Consider the following 15687-nt stretch of genomic DNA (forward strand, 5'->3'; position numbering starts at 1 on the left):
TTGACAATGACATCGATAATTGACATTGAGGTCAAAGAAATTTGACAATCACGCCGTGCACAGGATCGGCGCGGAGGCTCACGATGGACACCAAATCCCTGACATTGCTGGTGGAAATACTGGATGCGGGCAATCTCAGCGAGGCCGCGCGGCGCTTGAAGATGACGCGCGCCAATGTCAGCTATCACCTGAACCAGCTGGAGCGGTCGGTCGGCATGCAGCTGGTGCGCCGCACCACCAGGCATGTGGAGCCCACGGAAATAGGACTAAAGCTGTATCAGCATGGCCGCAGCATCCAGGACGAACTCGCGGCGGCCCGGGAGTCCGTCGAGACCCTGGGCAAGACGCCGCAGGGCAAAGTGCGCTTGAGCGTGCCCAGCGGCTACGGGCAGTTTGTGATGACGCCGTGGCTGCTGGAATTCAAGCGCACCTATCCCGATATCGTGCTGGACGTGCTGTTCGAGAACAGCGTTGATGACCTGTTGCGCGACGAGGTCGATATCGCCGTGCGCATCATGTCCGAGCCGCCCCAGAATCTCGTTGCGCGTGAACTGGGCCAGGTCCGCTACGTGGCCTGCGCCTCGCAGGGCTACATGGCCGCCCGCGGCCTGCCGCAGCGTCCGGAGGACCTGACACGCACGCCGATCATCAGCGCGGCGGTCATCGGCCGTCCCTTGCGGCTTTCCGCCTACTACGGCGGCCAGCCGCGGCAGCACGTGGTGTTGGAGCCGACCGTCATTTCGCGCAACTACGCGTTCCTGCGCGACGCGACGCTGGCAGGGCTGGGCGTGGGCGTGGTGCCGGACTACGTGGTCCACGACGACATCGCGCGCGGCGATCTGGTGGCCGCGCTGCCGCAGTGGCGGCTGAGCATTTTCGGACGCGGCATGTACATGCTGTACATGCCCAACCGGCATCACCCGCGGGCGATCGCGATGATCATCGAATTCATCCTGGAACGGGCCCAAGCTGCGCACGAGGGCCGGCCGGGATTGCTGGGCGCGGCGGGCTAAAGCCTGTGAACATGCCGCGGTCGAGCGGGTTTCCTGACTGGGCGTTCAGCTTGGCGGGAATAAAATCCCGTTTCCTCACGGCAAACGGCCGCAGGGCCGCGCCCATCTTTTTCCAGGCCCGTCCATGTCCTCCTCCGACATCCAACTGCTTCTTACCGCCCTGGCCAGCGTGCTGGTGCTGGTTGCGCTTATCGTCTCGCGCATCCGCATGCATCCGTTGCTGGCGCTATTGATCGTTTCCATCGGCGTGGGGTTCGCCACCGGGATGGAGCCCGTTGCCATCGTCAAGAACCTGAGCAACGGCGCGGGCAAGACTCTGGGCGCGGTGGGTGTGGTGATTGCGCTGGGTGCGATGCTGGGCAAGATCCTGGCGGATTCCGGCACGACCGAACGCCTGGCCAATGCCATTCTCAGCCATACGTCTGCCCGCATGATTCCCTGGGCCATGACCCTGGTGGCTTTCGTTATCGGCATACCAATGTTCTTTGAGGTGGGCCTGGTGGTGATGCTGCCGTTGATCTTCAGCGTGGCGCGCAAGCTGGAAAGCCAGGAACGCTTCAAGGGCTCGGCCTACGTGTACGTGGGCGTGCCGGTGATCTCGGCCCTGGCTGCGATGCACGGCATGGTGCCCCCGCACCCCGGCCCGCTGACGGCAATCGCCACGTTGAAAACGACGGTGGGGCCGACCATGATTTACGGCTTTATCGCCGCGCTGCCGGCCATGATTTTCGGCGGCCCCTTGTATGGCGCGTTCATCTCGCCGCGCATGACGACGCGTCCGGACGAGGCGCTGCTCGAGCAGTTCACCACCACCCGGCAGGAAGCAGCCAGCCGTAACCCGCCCAGCGTCGGCCTGGGAGTGCTCGCGGCCTTGTTGCCGGCGTTGTTGATGCTGGTACACGCGGGCGCCGAGATGTTGCTGCCCAAGGGCTCCAGCGCCATGCGCGTGGCGGCATTCCTTGGGGATCCGATGGTCGCCATGCTGCTGGGCGTGCTGTTTGCCGCGTTCACGCTGGTGTTGATGCGGGGCGGGGATGCCGAAAAACTGCGCGACGCGATGGGCAAGAGTCTCAAACCCATTGCCGGCATCATGCTGATCATCGCGGGCGGCGGCGCATTCCAGCAGGTGCTTACCAGCGCCAAGGTGGGCGACGCCATCGTGCAGCTGACGCATCAGTTCTCGTTGCCGCCGCTGGCGCTGGGCTGGCTGATCGCCATGCTGCTGTCGGTGTCCACGGGGTCGGCCACGGTCGGCATTGTGGGTGCGGCGGGTCTGCTGGCACCGCTGGCGGGTGCGGATCCCAGCCTGAACCTGCCGCTGCTCGCCCTGTCGATCGGCTGCGGTTCGCTGTTCTTCAACTATGCCAATCACGCGGGCTTCTGGATGGTGAAGGAGTCCTTCGGCATGACCATGGGTGAAGCTACCAAGACGATCTCGGTAGTGCAGTCCATCGTCTCCGTGGTGGGCCTCATCATGGTCCTGCTGTTCAACCTGCTGCCGCCCCTGGGCTGATCCAGCCCGGCCGGCGGCCGGCCTCTATTGTTATGCTGGGGCTGTCCTCGCCGGAGAGCCCATGACAGACACGCCCCATTTCGCCGCCACGCATTCCGAGCTGGCTTCCGATGCGCGCCGCGCACAGCTGCGGCGCATGAAGATCGCCGCGCTGGCTCTGCTGGTGGCGATGGTCAGCGGCTTCATTACCAGCCATGTGATGGGCGGGCAGGGCGCCTGGGCTTGGGTGCGGGCGTTCTGCGAGGCAGCCACGGTCGGGGCGCTGGCCGACTGGTTCGCGGTGGTGGCGCTGTTCCGCCGGCCGATGGGCCTGCCCATTCCGCACACTGCCATCATTCCCAGCAACAAGGACCGCATTGGAGACAACCTGGCGGTCTTCGTGCGCGATCATTTCCTGGATCCGGACACGCTGATGGAGAAGCTGCGGGTGTTTGATCCGGCGGCGCGCCTTTCCCGCTGGCTGGCGCGTCCGCGTCAGGCGCGGGCCCTGAGCGAGGGCGCGCGCAATGTGGCGCTGCAGACCCTGGATCTGTTGGATGACCGGGCGGTGCGCGGCGTGATCCAGGAATTCGTCGTGAAGAATCTGCGGCGCTGGGACGCGGCCGATACTGCGGGCGAGGTGCTGGGCCTGCTGACCCGTGACGGGCGGCATCAGGAGCTGCTGGATGCCGCGCTGGAGCGGCTGGGGGGCTACCTGGGTGACGAGGACGTGAAGGCGCGGGCGTCGAGCCTGCTGGTGAAGTTTGCGAAGAAGGAATGGCCGCGCATCATTGCGGCGGTGGACGTGGTCAAGTCGGTGGACGGCATCGCGGACAATCTGGCGGACCGGCTGGCGCGGGCATTGGTGGAGGAACTGCGCGAGGTGCTGTCCGAGCCCGGGCATCCGGTGCGGCGGGACTACGAAGCCTGGGTGCAGGACTACATCCGGCGGCTGAAGGATGATCCGGCCTTGTCGGCGCAGGTGGAGGCGCTGAAGCAGCGGGCGATCGATCATCCGAAGGTGCAAGAGTACGTGCAGGGTCTATGGGATGACATTCACGCGGCGCTGCGGCGTGATCTGTCGGCCGAGGATTCGGCGCTGGCGCGGCATCTGGAAAACGCCTTGCTGGCCTTGGGGCGCAAGCTGGGCGAAGACCCCGGATTGCGGGAAGCGATCAACAACCATGTGCTGGGCGGGGCGCGGCGCCTGACCGGAAGGTTACGCAGCGGGGTTACGGAGCATATTTCCCGCACGGTGAAGAATTGGGATGAACGGCATCTGGTCGACGAGTTGGAACTGAGCGTGGGGCGGGATTTGCAGTACATCCGGTTCAACGGGACGTTGGTGGGCGGGTTGATTGGGGTGGGCTTGCATGCGGTGGTGTTGCTGATGCGGGGGTGATGCCCGGGGTGGCGTTTGTATCAGGAACGAAGATTGCTGGCGGACCGCGCGAGGCGAATGCTATTGTTTTTTTCGGCGTGGGCGGCAACGGGCCGGTCATGCACCACCGGGCGTCCGCGGCTCGCGGGCGCGTATCTTGGAGGCACTCCATGAAGAAAATCTCGATGCTGGTCACGGCGCTTGCGTTGGCTGGCGCGTCTGGCGCGGCGCTGGCGGAAAATGTGTCGATGTCGTTCCTGAGCGTGGACGGCGTGGGCAAGAGCGCTGGCACGATCTCCCTCAAGGACACCAAGGGCGGACTGCAGTTCACGCCGAACCTGAAGGGCCTGCCACCGGGCGAGCATGGTTTCCATGTGCATGAAAAGGGTTCCTGCGGGCCGGGCATGGTGAACAACCAGATGGCGCCGGGCGGCGCTGCGGGCGGGCACCTGGATCCCAAGGGCACCAAGGCGCACAAGGGGCCGATGGCCACCGATGGCCATCAGGGCGATCTGCCGTTCATCGTGGTTGCCGCGGACGGCTCGGCCAAGAAGGCGGTGGTGGCGCCGCATCTGAAGCTGGCCGACGTGAAGGGCCATGCGCTGATGGTGCACGTGGGCGGCGACAACTACAGCGATACGCCCGCCCCCCTGGGCGGCGGGGGCGGCCGTCTGGTTTGCGGCGTGGTGAAGTAGCAGGCAGACCGTGTCAGGCCGGGCCGCGCTAGGCCGGGCCGCGCTAGGCCGGGCCGCGTCAGGCCGTGCCGTTGCGGCCGTACAGCCGGTAGCCTTCGCGTTCGGCGAGCCGGTCGTAGTAGGCGGCCACAGCCGGCAGCCGGGGCTTGTCGAATGGGGTGTGGAACCATCGATTGACCGACAGGCCCACCGGGATATCGGCCAGCGAGAACGCGGGGCCGGCGACATGGCCGCCGGCCTGCTCCAGGCGCCGGTCCAGTATTTCCATCGTGTGCGTCCAGTCGCGGCAGGATGCCGCCAACGCGTCGCCGTCGCGGTGCGCGGGGGACAGGCGCGCCAGGGCCATGAAGGCGTAGCTCCAGGAGCGGTTCAGGTCGGTCGCTTGCCAATCCATCCACTGGTCGACGCGGGCGCGCAGGCGGGGCTCGGCGGGGTACAGGTGCTGGCCGCCGTATTGCGCAGCCAGATAGCGGATGATGCTGTTGGACTCCCAAAGCACAAAGTCGCCGTCCTGGATGACGGGAACCATGGCGTTCGGGTTCAAGGCGAGGAATGCGGGATCGTCGGTCGACTGGAAGCCGGAACCCCAGTCTTCGCGTTCAAAAGGCAGGCCTAGTTCGGCGCAGGTCCAGAGCACCTTGCGCACATTGATGGATGAGGCTTTACCCAGGATTTTCAGCATCGTGCCGGCACCGTGTTGACTGACCGGTGCAGTCTAGCGGCCCGCCGCTGCCGCCGACAGATACAGATTTTCGCTTTTCCGTGCGCAACAGCGTTCAGCAGGCGCCGGGTTCGGGCTGGCTGCGCAACCGCAGCACCGGCGAGGTATACAGCACCACGAACTGCACGGCAAAGCCGGCGGTCGATACCCACAGGCAGGCCTCGACGCCGACCCGGGCGGCAAGCGTGGCGCCGATCAGCGCGCCCACGGGCCGCGCGCCAAACGTGGCGGTCAGGATCACGGCGGACACACGCCCCAGCAGGACGTTGGGCGTGATCGCCTGGCGCAGCGTGGTGGTGGTGATGGTCCAAAGGATGGGGCCGGCGCCGAACAGGAAGAAGCCCGCCGCCGCCCAGGCGCCGGACGGATACGCCAGGGTGGACAACAGGATGCCGCTTGCGATCAAGGCTGCCAGCGGGCCGACGGCGATCATGCCGCCAAAACTCAGGCGCTGGGCCAGCCAGGGTGCCAGCAGGGCGCCCGCTACCATGCCGCCGCCGTATACGCCCAGCGTGACGCCGACGGCCGCGGCCGACAGGCCCAGCCGTTCGATGGCGTAGGCCACGTAGATCGCCTGCAACACGAACCAGGCCGTGTTGAAGAACACGGCGGTCACCAGTACCGGGCGCAGCAGCGGGTGCGTGAGGACGAAGGCCGCGCCTTCGCACAGTTCCGCCAGCAGGTGCCTGCGCTGCGCCGGTCCCGGCGTGTCGTGGCGCAGTCCCGCCAGCAGCACCGCCGCCAGCAGCGACAGCACGGTGGCCAGCACGTAGGCCGACGGCGCGCCCATCCAGCCGACCAGCGCCCCGCCGGCCGCCGGGCCGGCGGAGAAGGCGGTGCTGCGCGCCAGTTCGAGCCAGCGGTTGGCGCTGGCGAGTTCGGCGGGCGCGACCAGCCGCGGCACCAGCGCGGGGGCCGCGACGTTGTAGGCGACCGTGCCGACCGCGCCAAGAAATCCCAGCGCCGCCAGCCAGCCCAGGCTGAGCCCGCCCGTGGCCAGCAACGCCAGCAAGCCCAGCAGGCTGGCGGCGCGCACGCATTCGGCGGCGGTCATCAACGTGCGCCGCGACATCCGGTCCGCCAGCACGCCGACGGGCAGGGACAGCAGCAGGAACGGCAGGGTTTGGGCGGTTTGCAGATAGCCCGTCTCGGCGGCGCTGGCGCCTAGCGCCAGTACCGCCACCAGGGGAGCGGCCGCCAGCGCCATCTGTTCGGAGAATTGCGCGGCCAGGTTAGAGGCGGCGAGGCGGCGGAATGCGGAGGGCAGGGCGGACATGGAGCGCGTATGGCGGAAACGGCAAGGGCACGATCATGATCGTGCCCTTGCCTGTCCGCACTCCGTTCCTTGCCACGGGCAAGGCTCAGTGGGGCGTCACGCCACGGGATCAGGGAATGGGAGGATAGTCGCCGAAGCCGTCCGGCCAGGGCGTCAGGACCTCGTAGCCGGTCTCGGTCACGACCACCATGTGTTCCCATTGCGCCGACAGCGAGCGGTCCTTGGTGACCACGGTCCAGCCGTCGGGCAACTGCTTGGTCTGGGGCTTGCCGGCGTTGATCATCGGCTCGATGGTGAACATCATGCCGGGTTGCAGCACGAGGCCTTCTCCGGGACGGCCGTAGTGCAGCACTTGCGGATCGTCGTGGTAGATCTGGCCAATGCCGTGGCCGCAGTACTCGCGCACGATGCTGAAGTGCTCGCGGTGGGCCACCGTCTGGATGGCATGGCCCACGTCGCCCAGCGTGGCGCCCGGCTTGACCGCCATGATGCCCGCGCGCATGGCTTCATAAGTGGTGTTGACCAGGCGCCGCGCCAGCGGGCTGGGCTGGCCGACGTAGTACATGCGGCTGGTGTCGCCGAACCAGCCGTCCTTGATGACGGCGACGTCGATATTGAGGATGTCGCCGTTTTTCAGCACCTTGGCCGACGGGATGCCGTGACAGATCACGTGGTTGGCCGAGGCGCAGATGGTCTTGGGAAAGCCGTGGTAGCCGACGTTGGCGGGAGTGGCCTTTTGCACGTTGACGATGTAGTCGTGGCAAATGCGGTCCAGCTCATCGGTGGTGACGCCCGGACGGACATGCTCGGCAATCATGTGCAGCACTTCCGCCGCCATGGCGCCGGCCTTGCGGGCCATTTCGATGTCGGCGGCGGATTTGATGGAAACCTTCTTTGCCATTTATGCGGCCTCCTGCTGGGCGGATTGCGGCAGCCCTTGGGACAGCGAGGCGATGGCAAAGCCTTCTGCCTGTTCGATGCGGATCAGCAATTGGCAGATATCGGCGTGGCGCAGTTCGGGATAGAGCTCGGACAGCATGCCGATGCGCATCCAGTGTTCGGCCTGAGAGTTGATGGAGCGGCTGAGCGCGCCGCTGGCGACGCGAAGGTTCTCATGCATCTGCTCGGAAATCTTGACGATGCCCATGGAGTGAATGATCCATATATGGTTTGTATATGGAACGTATCTTACTGCCGATGGCCGGGCAGGCGCAAATCGAGCGGGCCGCGAGGCGGTGGCGACCCGCGTCAGCGCCCTTTGCCGCGCGCCGTTTTCTTGGCGCCCGCGCGGGGGGCGGCCTCCCTGGGAGGGGGCGCGAGAGCCGCGTGCACCTGCTCTAGCCACATCAGCGCATCGGTATAGGACAGGAACTGCTGCAGATAGCCTGGCGACACCTCGCGCATCAGGGACAGCGCGCGGTGCACCAGCTGATTGGAGTTGAGCGGGCCGGCGTTCTTGTGCACCTGTTCCTGCGACTGCCGGACCTGGCGATCGGCGCTGACCCGCGACCAGACGCTGCGGAAGTACTCGAGCGACTCCAGTTCGGGGTAGGAGGCGCGCAGGTTTGTGGTCCCGCGCGCATCAGGTCCGGGATCGGCCATGTAGGCGGTCAGCGCGGCCAGCGGGCCGGGTTCTGGCGTCGCGGCGGCAGGCCGGTTCGGCGTCGAGTCTGGGTCCCGGGCGCTATCCAGCTCGGACTCATAGGCCTGGATCAGCGCCGCCAGCTTGCCGTCCAGCAGCCTGCGGGCTTCGCCGCCGTGCGCCGCGGCACGGCGCTCCAGGGCGTCCATGAACTGGAAGCGGACGGGCGCGACGCGGTCCGCGCCAGCTTCGCGCCAGGCGTCCAGCATGGCTCGGGCGTCGACGAGCTCGCCGCGGGTGCCGTCACTGGCCATGCGATGTCCCGGCGTCGCTGGAGGGCTTGGGGATCGGGGCGATTTCCACCCGGCGGTTCTTGGCGCGGCCTTCCTCGTCATTGTTCGAGGCCACCGGCTGCTCGGAACCGAAGGCCGCGGCAAACACCGCGGACGACGGGACGCCCTCGTCGATCAGCGCGCGGGTCACGGTCAGGGCGCGTTGCGCCGAAAGGTCCCAGTTGTCGGCGAAGCGGCGGTTGCCTTCGCGCACCTGCTGGTCATCGGTGTAGCCGCTGACCATCAGGATTTCGTTGTGCGACTTCAGATAGGCCGACAGCGGCTCGATCAGGGTCTTCAGGACTTCCCGGCCTTCGGGCTGCAACTGGTCGGAGTTCAGCGCGAACAGCACGCTGCCGCTGATGCCGATGCGGCCGTCGATCAGGGTCACGCGGCCGGCGGCCAAGGGGCCCGCCAGCGCCTGTTCCAGTGTCTCGCGGCGTTGGGTTTCTTCCTGGCGCTGCTTGACCTCTTCCTCGAGCTGGGTGGATAGCTGCAGCTGCACGGCGACGACGCTGACCAGGATGAGCACGAAGGCGCCCAGCAGCACCGACATCAGGTCGCCGAAGACGGCCCAGGCCGGGACTGTCGGCTCCACGCCGCCGTCGATGTCCTCGCTCATGCCGTTTCCGCTCCGGCCGTGGCGCGTTGGCTGGCCAGTTGCTGCAGGTTCTCGATGATCTGCTTCTGCGACACCATGCTCAGGTCCACGACTTCGCGGGCCTGCGCCACGTAATAGGCGAGCTGTTCGTCACCGCGCGCGATGGACTTGTCCAGCGCCGCTTCGATACGTTGCAGATGCGCGACCAGCTTGTCGTTGGACTCGCCAAAGAGCTGCACGGCGGCGCCGAACGATTCGCCCAGGCTGGCCACTTCGACCGCGCCGCTCGCGACCTGCGCGGCCACTTCCGCCAGCCTGCCGGTTTCGGCCTGGACCTGATCGGTGAACTGCGTGCCGACGCGGTCCAGCAGATCCGCGGACGAGGACACCAGCGCGTCCACCGCCGTGCGCTGTTCGGCGGCGGTATGGTTTACGGCCTCCAGCAGGGTGCCCAGTGTTTCCAGCAGGCGGTTGCGTTCTTCCAGCATGTCGTTGTCGCGCTCCATGCTGTCGGAGAGTTTCTGGCGCAGTTCGCCGATGACCTCGGCGGCGGCGCGCGGCGCCTCCGAGGCCGCCTGCACCAGGCGGCCGATTTCGGCGATGGTGTCGTTGGCGGACGCCTGGGCCTGGGCACTGATGTCCTGCGCGGTCACGGCCAGGGTGTCGCAGATCTGCTGCTGCTGGTTGGCCGTGTATTCGCTGGTGTGTTCCCATTCGGTGCGCAGCGTGTCGGCGATCGTGCCGAGCTTGCCGGTCCAGGCGTCCAGCCGCGCTTCGTCCTTGGCCGCCAGCGCGGTTTGCAGATCCGCTTGCGACTGTTCCAGCGTCTGCAGCAGCGCGGCCGAATGCTGTTCGAAGGCCGCAGCCGCGGCTTCCAGCGCCTGCTGGTTGTCGCCCGCCAGCTTGGCGTTGACCTGTTCCTGGCGTGCCTGCGCTTCGGTCCAGGCCTGGGTGACGCCGTTGGCCGCCGTTTCGAGGCGCGCCGAGGCGTTTTCCAGCAGGTCGGCCTGGGCCTGGGTCTGGGCGGTGATGTCGCGCGCGGTCTGGGCCAGTGTGTCGTTGACTTCCAGCTGGCGCAGGGCGGCCTGGGTGCCGGCCTGTTCCCATTCCTGGCCGAGCTTGGCGGCCATGGCGGTCAGGGTGCCGGTCCAGGCGGCCAGGCGTTCCTGGTCGCGCGAGGCCAGGGTGTCCTGCAACCCGGCGTGGGACTGCTCCAGCGTTTGCAGCAAGGCCGCCGAGTGCTGTTCGAACGCGGCGGCGGCCGCTTCCAGCGCTTGCTGGTTGTCGCCAGCCAGCTTGGCGTTGGCCTGCTCCTGCCGCGCTTGCGCATCGGTCCAGGCCTGGGTGACGCCGTGGGCCGCCGTTTCCAGGCGGGCCGAGGCGTTTTCCAGCAGATCGGCCTGGGCCTTGGTCTGGGCGGTGATGTCGCGCGCGGTCTGGGCCAGTGTGTCGTTGACTTCCAACTGGCGCAGGGCGGCCTGGGTGCCGGCCTGTTCCCATTCCTGGCCGAGCTTGGCGGCCATGGCGGTCAGCGTGCCGGTCCAGGCGGCCAGGCGTTCCTGGTCGCGAGAAGCCAGCGCGGCCTGCAGTTCGGCGTGCGATTGGTTCAGCGTCTGCAGCAGGGCGGCGGCATGCTGTTCGAAGGCCGCTGCGGCGGTTTCCAGCGCCTGCTGGTTGTCGCCGGCCAGCTTGGCGTTGAGGTGTTCCTGGCGTGTCTGCGCTTCGGTCCAGGACTGCGTAACACTGCCGGCCGCCGCTTCCAGGCGTGCCGACACGTTTTCCAGCAAGCCGGCCTGGGCCTGGGTCTGGGCAGTGATGTCGCGGGCGGTCTGGGCCAGCGTGTCGCTGACGGCTTGTTGGCGTGCCACCGTGTCGGCGCCGGCCTGCTGCCATTGCTGGCCCAGCGTCGTGGCCATGGCGGTCAGCGTACCGGTCCAGGCGGCCAGGCGCTCCTGATCGCGCGAGGCCAGCGCGGCCTGCAATTGCGCGTGGGACTGGTCCAGCGTCTGCAGCAGGGCAGCGGAATGCTGCTCGAAGGTGGCGGCCGCGGCGGCCAGTGCCTGGCGATTGTCGTCGGCCAGTTTTTCGCCGGCCTGTTCCTGGCGGGCCAGGGCGCTGGCCCATTGTTGCGAGACGCCGTTGGCTGCCGCTTCCATGCGGGCCGACACGCCTTCCAGCAGCTGAGCCTGGACTTCCGCCTGCGCGGTGATGTCGCGCACGGCCTGCGCCAGCGTGGCACTGATGGCCTCCTGGCGTTGGGCGGCCTGCGCGCCGGACTGTTCCCACTCCTGGCGCAGCGTGGCGCCCATGGCGCCCAGGGTTTCGGTCCAGGCGGCAAGGCGCTGCTGGTCGCGCGAAGCCAGTTCGGATTGCAGGAGGGTATGCGATTGGTTCAGGGTGCGCAGCAGCGAGGCCGAGTGCTGTTCGAAGCTGGCGGCCGCCGCCGTCAAGGCCTGCAGATTGTCGCCAGCCAGCTTTTCGCTGGCCTGTTCCTGGCGCGACAGCGCCTGGGTCCAGGCTTGGGACATGCTGCCGGAGGATTCTTCCAGGCGGGAGGAAACGCTGTCCAGCAAGGCGGCCGAGCGCTGTTCGAAGGTTTGGGCAAACTGCTCGAGCGAGGCGCGCAGGTTCTGGGACATTGCCTCGCTGGCGCGTTGCTGTCCGGCCAAAGCCTGGTTCCAGATATCGGCGACATTGCTGGTGGTGGCCTGCAGGTTCGCCGTCAGGCCTTCCAGTTGGCGCTGCACGGCCTCGGCCACCGTGTCCTGCAAGGACGCGGTTTCGCGCGACAGCCCGGCCATCGTCGCTTCAACCACCGGTTGCAGCGCGGCGCCGGCCGAGCGCGCGCTCTGCGCCACGGTTTCTTTCATGGATTGCTCCATGACGGCGGCCAGGCGCGAGTAGGCCGCTTCGGCCTTGCTCTGGAACGCATCCTGGCTGGCCATGTGGCGGTCGCTCAGGGCCTGGTTCTGCTGCGCCATGCCGTTCATCATGGTTTGCAATTGTTCGACCAGGGTGGGCATGGACTCGGCCTGGCGCTGCATCACTTCGGCCTGGCGCTGCAGGAGCTTGAAGGACTCTTCACGCTGATAGCCCTGCGAGTACACGCGCAGGGTGGTCGCGGCCTTGCTGTCCAGCAGTTGGGCCGCGCGCACCCGTTCGCGGCGGCACAGCGCCGCCAGCAAGCCCAGCATCGCGGAGCTGGCCACGCCGGCGATCGAGGTGCCGAACGCGAAGCCCAGACCCTTGACCGGCGCGGCGAGCGAGGCGCGTATGGCGGCGAGGTCGGTTGCGCTTTCCAGTGCCAGACCGGTGCCGCGCAGCGTCACGACCATGCCCAGGAACGTGCCCAGCATGCCCAGCAGCACCAGCAGGCCGACCAGATACGGCGTCAGGGCGGGGCCAGGCAGGCCGGCGCGCTCGCCTTCGATGCGCAGGCGCGTCGCGTTGCGCAGGGCGGGCGGCAGCTTGTCCAGCCAGGATCCCAGGTTGCCCGGCGCATCGGTCAGGTCCGACAAGGCGCGCGTCAGCGCAGAGGTTGCCTGCTGATAGCGCAGCAATTCGAGCGCGCCCGTCAGGTAGCAGACGGCAATCAGCAAGGTTACGGCCAGCGCCAGCGGGTTGCTGCCCGCATAGCCCATGCCGATCCAGCCCACGACGGCCAGACCCGCCAAGAAAACAACGAGATTAGTCAGATATTTGGACATAGTGTCCCGGTTAGCTGGCGCGAAGGGTGGCAAGCAGCCCTTCGACCGGTTGTAAACGAACATCCAATTCGGCAAGCAGGACGCTGCGCATGTCATTGCGGAACGTATCCAGCCATGCGCCTGGCGTGACAGCCGTCGGCGCCGGCGTTTCGTCCGCCTCGCCATCGGGCGCGGCTTCCGATTCGGCCTGGGCCTCGGCTTCGGCTTGCGCCGCAGCCAGCGCGGCGGCCTCGGCCTCGCGCAGGCGGTCGAAATGGCCTTGGAGCAATCTCGGAATCGCGCCGAACAGCGCGCGCTCCTTGGGCAACAGGGCGCGGTCCATAATGGCGTCGACCACCGCCAGGCGCGTCATTTCGCCATTCTTGGCCGCGACCATGCCCCGCAGCCGGCTGCGCAGATTACCCACGGCCGTTTCCATCGTGTGCTGCAACGATAGATAGCGTTGGCGAAAATTCGCGTAGTCGGCGTCGGCTTCGGCCAGCGCCGCCAGCTGCTTGGCGGGCGCGGGCGCTTGTCCTGGCACGGGCCGCTTGGCGGCCGTCGCCGCGGTGTCGCTGGCGATGGCGTCGGCCAGGGTGGTCCGCACGCGGGCGCATTCGCGTTCCTCGGCGCTGCTGAACATGCGCGCGCCGGGGGCGATCACCGGCGGGCTGGTGTTCAGCGCCGCCGAAAGCGCGATCGCATCCGTCCAGCCAAGCCACTGGCTCAGATGGTCCGAAAGCGATTGCCTGGATTGCGGGACGTCGGCATCCGTCAGGCGAGTCAGCAAGCGAATGAGCGTCGGGCCGCTTAAACCTGTGCGCTGTGGGGCCTGCAACATACCACCAGAGTCAAAAAGGGGGGAGTTTACACGGTGGACGGCTGGGTCAGGGGCAAGAGGCGGCTGGAAACGGCGGCATGCCCGGAAAAAGGGGGCCGCATCGTCTCGGGATGCAATATTGTGACGGCCGTCAGGCCGCGCGGCGGATCTGCAGATCGGGCGCCCGGGCGCGCGCCGGGTTGTCCAGATAGTCGGCCAGGAAATCGATGAACCGCCGGGTCCGCGCCGGCAGCAAACGCGTTTCGGTCACGGCGTGGACCTCGACGGGCGCCAGGCTCCAAGCCGGCAGCACGCGCGCCAGTTCGCCCGAGCGCAGGCGGCCGCTTTCATCGCCGCCAAGCGCGGCGATGCCCGCGCCCAGCACGGCGAGCTGCCTGGCCATGCTGGCGTCGTTGGCGCCGTAGCGGTGCTCGACCGGCACCAGCAACTGGTCGCGGCCGCGTTGCAGCGGCCAGGGCGCGGGCTGGCCGCCTCCCGTGCGCAGGCCGATGCAGTCGTGGTGTTGCAGGTCGGCGGGGCTGGCGGGCGTGCCTCGGGCGGCCAGGTAGGCGGGCGAGGCGTACAGGTGGGCGTGGACCTCGCCCAGGCGGCGCGCCACCAGTGAGGAATCGGGCTGTTCGCCCAGACGGATCGACACGTCGCCGATTTCGGGCGGGTGCTCGGCGAACTCCGGTCCGGCCACGCTCATCTGGAGGCGGATTTCCGGGTAGCGGCCGCCGAACGCCACCAGCGCGGGTATCAGGGCGTCCAGGGCATAGGCGGCCGGCAGTTGGACGTGCAGCGGGCCGCTGGGAATTTCCAGCTGGTCGCGCAGTTCCTCGTGGGCAATCTCCGCCTCGGCCACGATGCGGCGGCAGCGCTCGAAGTACAGCCGTCCCGCGTCGGTCAGCTCCACCCGGCGCGTGTTGCGGCTGAGCAGGCGCAGGCCGACCGAGCGCTCCAGCTCGGCCACCTGCCGCGACACCGTGGAGGTGGGCATGCCGAGCGCGGCGGCAGCCCGGCTGAAGCTATGCGCCTTCGCCACTTCGGCGAACAATTCCATGCCATGCAGGCGTTTCATGTATGCATCTCCCGCGCGCGGTCCAGACGGACCTGCGCCAACTTTCATTGCTATGCGTGTATCGAGCGGGCCGGTAGACCCGCCTTCACAGGAGCGCATTGTCGGCACGGGGTATTAATAATTCTTTAAAGCGTTGCCGACAGGCCGAACGGGGCAGTCCGTCCCGTGGAAAGGACTGCCCCGTTCTCAGCGTATCGCGGGATAGCCTGCCGCCTCCGCGGCGCGCGCCATGTCGTTCAAGGCCGCGTAAGAGGCCGGATCGGCGGGCGTGAAACGCGCTACATGGGCGGCGCGCAGCAATGGCGCGCAAGCGGGATCTTCATGCATCGCCACCAGCGCTTCCGACAGGGCCCGCACGGCGGCCTCGGCCACATCGGGTCCGGCGACCAGCAGCGGATTGGGCGTCCATGGCGTGTATGCCAGGGTGCGCACTCCAGCCAGCGCGCCCGGATCGTGCTCGCGCAGCAGATCCAGGTACCAGCCGTCGGCCGCGGTCAGATCGATTTCGCCTTCGGCCAGGGCGCGAAGCAGGCCCCGCGGATTGCCGTAGGGCCCCTTGGATGCCGCGAACAAGGAACCGCCGGCGGGCGCCAGGCCAGCCAGGGCCGCGCGCGGCGCGTTCCAGCCCGATTGCGAGTCAAGCACCATCCAGCCATAGCGGCTGCCGGCCGCATCGGCCAGCGACGACCACCTGCAGTCGGCGCGCACCAGGAATTCGCTGCGGTAGCGCGGCAGGTTTTCATAGGCGGGCCAGTCTGGCACCACCGCGGCCACGGCGGCAAAGGTCCGGCCCGCCTGCAGGGCCGCGATGTAGGGCCAGCCGCACATGAAGGCGCCGCACAGGCCGGGGCGTTCCCATAGCTCGCCGATGGGCGTGGGCCAGCCGTGCTCGACGAAGCGCACGCGCAGCCCGGCGCGCGCATGGGCAGTCTCCAGCAGCGCATGCCAGGCATCCCGCGCTCCCGGCGCCACGTCGTACATCCGGGTCGAAGTGATGAGCTCCATGG

At 67.7% G+C, this 15687-nt stretch carries 14 protein-coding genes; 4 read left to right on the plus strand and 10 right to left on the minus strand.

The window, feature by feature from the left end:
- Nucleotides 1-83: 83 nt before the first annotated feature.
- From VCS63_RS25460 to sodC, 4 genes are all read left to right on the plus strand, one after another.
- Complete coding sequence (locus VCS63_RS25460; protein WP_042793873.1) at nucleotides 84-1013, plus strand: LysR family transcriptional regulator; 930 nt, start codon at nucleotides 84-86, stop codon at nucleotides 1011-1013.
- A gap of 124 nt (nucleotides 1014-1137) precedes the next feature.
- Nucleotides 1138-2526 (plus strand): gluconate:H+ symporter, encoded by a 1389-nt coding sequence (locus VCS63_RS25465; RefSeq protein WP_323881391.1) that lies wholly within the window; start codon nucleotides 1138-1140, stop codon nucleotides 2524-2526.
- A gap of 61 nt (nucleotides 2527-2587) precedes the next feature.
- Nucleotides 2588-3907 carry a DUF445 domain-containing protein gene (locus VCS63_RS25470; RefSeq protein WP_076813925.1) on the plus strand — a complete coding sequence of 440 codons (1320 nt, stop codon included), beginning with the start codon at nucleotides 2588-2590 and terminating at the stop codon, nucleotides 3905-3907.
- 149 nt (nucleotides 3908-4056) lie between these two features.
- Nucleotides 4057-4581: a superoxide dismutase family protein gene (gene sodC, locus VCS63_RS25475; RefSeq protein WP_063639914.1), complete on the plus strand. Its 525-nt coding sequence runs from the start codon at nucleotides 4057-4059 to the stop codon at nucleotides 4579-4581.
- A 58-nt stretch (nucleotides 4582-4639) separates the two neighbouring features.
- Here the strand turns inward: sodC and VCS63_RS25480 are convergent, their stop codons facing one another.
- The 10 genes from VCS63_RS25480 to VCS63_RS25525 form a co-directional block, all read right to left on the minus strand.
- Nucleotides 4640-5263, minus strand: a complete 624-nt coding sequence (locus tag VCS63_RS25480) for a glutathione S-transferase family protein (RefSeq protein WP_042793870.1) — start codon at nucleotides 5261-5263, stop codon at nucleotides 4640-4642.
- Between the two features lie 94 nt (nucleotides 5264-5357).
- Entirely contained in the window at nucleotides 5358-6578 is a 1221-nt protein-coding gene (locus VCS63_RS25485; protein ID WP_323881394.1) for an MFS transporter, read from the minus strand.
- A 109-nt stretch (nucleotides 6579-6687) separates the two neighbouring features.
- A complete protein-coding gene (gene map / locus VCS63_RS25490; RefSeq protein WP_063639909.1) occupies nucleotides 6688-7479 on the minus strand; it encodes a type I methionyl aminopeptidase in 792 nt (263 codons plus the stop codon).
- Nucleotides 7480-7725 (minus strand): ParD-like family protein, encoded by a 246-nt coding sequence (locus tag VCS63_RS25495; RefSeq protein WP_042793868.1) that lies wholly within the window; start codon nucleotides 7723-7725, stop codon nucleotides 7480-7482.
- A gap of 101 nt (nucleotides 7726-7826) precedes the next feature.
- Nucleotides 7827-8474, minus strand: a complete 648-nt coding sequence (locus VCS63_RS25500; RefSeq protein WP_063639907.1) for a DUF2894 domain-containing protein — start codon at nucleotides 8472-8474, stop codon at nucleotides 7827-7829.
- Nucleotides 8464-9114 carry an OmpA family protein gene (locus tag VCS63_RS25505; protein ID WP_063639905.1) on the minus strand — a complete coding sequence of 217 codons (651 nt, stop codon included), beginning with the start codon at nucleotides 9112-9114 and terminating at the stop codon, nucleotides 8464-8466. Before VCS63_RS25505 ends, VCS63_RS25500 begins: the two co-directional genes overlap by 11 nt.
- Nucleotides 9111-12800, minus strand: a complete 3690-nt coding sequence (locus tag VCS63_RS25510) for a DUF802 domain-containing protein (RefSeq protein WP_323881398.1) — start codon at nucleotides 12798-12800, stop codon at nucleotides 9111-9113. The genes VCS63_RS25505 and VCS63_RS25510 overlap by 4 nt, the downstream gene beginning before the upstream one ends.
- Before the next feature lie 10 nt (nucleotides 12801-12810).
- Nucleotides 12811-13620, minus strand: coding sequence for a DUF3348 domain-containing protein (locus VCS63_RS25515; protein WP_063639901.1), 810 nt, complete (start codon nucleotides 13618-13620; stop codon nucleotides 12811-12813).
- Between the two features lie 130 nt (nucleotides 13621-13750).
- Nucleotides 13751-14680 carry a LysR family transcriptional regulator gene (locus tag VCS63_RS25520; RefSeq protein WP_042793866.1) on the minus strand — a complete coding sequence of 310 codons (930 nt, stop codon included), beginning with the start codon at nucleotides 14678-14680 and terminating at the stop codon, nucleotides 13751-13753.
- A 186-nt stretch (nucleotides 14681-14866) separates the two neighbouring features.
- The gene (locus tag VCS63_RS25525; protein WP_323881401.1) at nucleotides 14867-15685 is read right to left on the minus strand and encodes a phosphate/phosphite/phosphonate ABC transporter substrate-binding protein; all 819 of its coding nucleotides are present in this window, start codon (nucleotides 15683-15685) and stop codon (nucleotides 14867-14869) included.
- Nucleotides 15686-15687 lie beyond the last annotated feature (2 nt).

The sequence above is a fragment of the Achromobacter sp. D10 genome (assembly GCF_035282245.1).
Lineage (GTDB): Bacteria > Pseudomonadota > Gammaproteobacteria > Burkholderiales > Burkholderiaceae_B > Achromobacter > Achromobacter insolitus.

Excerpts from the sequence above, each read along its gene's own strand:
- VCS63_RS25480 (WP_042793870.1), bottom strand. The coding sequence starts at position 5,263 with ATGCTGAAAATCCTGGGTAAAGCCTCATCCATCAATGTGCGCAAGGTG.
- VCS63_RS25515 (WP_063639901.1), bottom strand. The coding sequence starts at position 13,620 with ATGTTGCAGGCCCCACAGCGCACAGGTTTAAGCGGCCCGACGCTCATT.
- VCS63_RS25505 (WP_063639905.1), bottom strand. The coding sequence starts at position 9,114 with ATGAGCGAGGACATCGACGGCGGCGTGGAGCCGACAGTCCCGGCCTGG.
- VCS63_RS25460 (WP_042793873.1), top strand. The coding sequence starts at position 84 with ATGGACACCAAATCCCTGACATTGCTGGTGGAAATACTGGATGCGGGC.
- VCS63_RS25495 (WP_042793868.1), bottom strand. The coding sequence starts at position 7,725 with ATGGGCATCGTCAAGATTTCCGAGCAGATGCATGAGAACCTTCGCGTC.
- VCS63_RS25510 (WP_323881398.1), bottom strand. The coding sequence starts at position 12,800 with ATGTCCAAATATCTGACTAATCTCGTTGTTTTCTTGGCGGGTCTGGCC.
- map (WP_063639909.1), bottom strand. The coding sequence starts at position 7,479 with ATGGCAAAGAAGGTTTCCATCAAATCCGCCGCCGACATCGAAATGGCC.
- VCS63_RS25485 (WP_323881394.1), bottom strand. The coding sequence starts at position 6,578 with ATGTCCGCCCTGCCCTCCGCATTCCGCCGCCTCGCCGCCTCTAACCTG.
- VCS63_RS25465 (WP_323881391.1), top strand. The coding sequence starts at position 1,138 with ATGTCCTCCTCCGACATCCAACTGCTTCTTACCGCCCTGGCCAGCGTG.
- VCS63_RS25520 (WP_042793866.1), bottom strand. The coding sequence starts at position 14,680 with ATGAAACGCCTGCATGGCATGGAATTGTTCGCCGAAGTGGCGAAGGCG.
- VCS63_RS25525 (WP_323881401.1), bottom strand. The coding sequence starts at position 15,685 with ATGGAGCTCATCACTTCGACCCGGATGTACGACGTGGCGCCGGGAGCG.
- sodC (WP_063639914.1), top strand. The coding sequence starts at position 4,057 with ATGAAGAAAATCTCGATGCTGGTCACGGCGCTTGCGTTGGCTGGCGCG.
- VCS63_RS25500 (WP_063639907.1), bottom strand. The coding sequence starts at position 8,474 with ATGGCCAGTGACGGCACCCGCGGCGAGCTCGTCGACGCCCGAGCCATG.
- VCS63_RS25470 (WP_076813925.1), top strand. The coding sequence starts at position 2,588 with ATGACAGACACGCCCCATTTCGCCGCCACGCATTCCGAGCTGGCTTCC.